This is a genomic window from Nocardia sp. NPDC127579 (genome assembly GCF_042672005.1).
In the GTDB taxonomy this organism is placed as follows: Bacteria; Actinomycetota; Actinomycetes; order Mycobacteriales; family Mycobacteriaceae; genus Nocardia.
Map to the genome: position 1 here is coordinate 1 of NZ_JBHXVZ010000024.1, position 1434 is coordinate 1434.

1 protein-coding gene is annotated in these 1434 nt (G+C 65.5%); it reads left to right on the plus strand.

The annotated features are described in order from the left end of the window. The first annotated feature begins 200 nt into the window (after positions 1-200). Entirely contained in the window at positions 201-1415 is a 1215-nt protein-coding gene (locus ACFVMC_RS33140) for an IS110 family transposase (protein ID WP_379216931.1), read from the plus strand. Positions 1416-1434: the final 19 nt, after the last annotated feature.

Consider the following 1434-nt stretch of genomic DNA (forward strand, 5'->3'; position numbering starts at 1 on the left):
GGGTTGGTGCCCTGGATGCCCAGGGCGGTGGGGTGTAGCTCATGTCGGTTTGCCTTTGGTGAGGCTCCGAAGGACTGGCTGCCCCGCCGTGCTGGACGCTCCGGCTGCTGATTGAGAGCTTGTTGCGGATCGTCGCTGTTCAGGGATCTGTCGGCGGGGTTGTCCACGGGCGCACCAACGTTCGAGTCAGGAGCACGTGGGTGAATGTTCGCCCGGAGATATGGGTCGGTATCGATGTCGGCAAGGCAGCGCATCACGCCTGCGCGGTCGATGAGACCGGCAAGACGGTGTTCAGCCAGAAAATCGGCAACGATCAGGCCGCGATCGAGGCGTTGATCGCGCGCGCCGGCCGGGCCGCGCAGCGGGTGCGGTGGGCGATCGATCTGAACAGTCCGTTGGCGTTGTTGCTGATCACGGTCCTGCTCGCGGCTGATCAGGCGGTGACGTATGTGCCGGGCCGGGTGGTCAACACGATGAGCCACGGATTCCGTGGTGAGGCCAAGACCGACGCCAAAGACGCGAAGGTGATCGCCGAAACCGCGCGGATGCGTCGTGATCTGGGCCAGGTCGCGATGCCTGGTGAGCTGGTGGTCGGGCTGACCCAGCTGACCGGCTATCGCACCGATTTGATGTCGGACTGGGTCGCTGGGATCAACCGGTTGCGGGGCCTGCTCGGCTCGATCTTCCCGGCCTTGGAGGCCGCGTTCGACTACTCGAACCGGACCCCGTTGATCCTGGTCGCCGGGATGTGCACTCCTGCCGAGATTCGTGCCGTCGGAATCGACGGTGTCGCAACATATCTCAGCGATAGCGGCGCGTGGAAACCGGCGATCGGCAAGACCGCGGTCGCGGCCGTCGACGCCGCGCAGCGCCAGGGCCTGGCTCTGCCCGGCGAGGCCGATACCGCCATGCTGGTCAAACGGATCGCGGCCAAGTTGCTGGACCTCGATCGCGAGATCAAGGACACCGATAAACTCATCACCGCCCGGTTCCGGGCGCACCCGTGGGCCCGGATCGTCGAATCGCTGCCCGGCATGGGGCCGGGTCTGGGTGCGGAATTCCTCGTAGGCACCGGTGGTGACCTGGCGAATTTCGCCAGCGCCGGCCGTTTGGCGTCCTACGCCGGCCTGGTGCCGGTCCCTCGTGACTCCGGTCGCGTGTCGGGCAATCTGCACCGGCCCAAGCGCTACAACCGCCGCCTGCGGCGGGTGTTCTATATGGCCGCGCTGTCGAGCCTGCGTCACGAGAACGGGCCGTCGCGGCGGTTCTACGACCGCAAACGAGGTGAACGGCAGATCCATGTCCAGGCCCTGTTAGCCCTGGCTCGGCGGTTGGTCGATGTCTTGTGGGCCCTGCTGCGAGACGGACGCGAATTCAGCATCGACAGACCGGCTTTGGGTGTCGTTATGGCTTGACAAGTTCATTGAGAGTCCT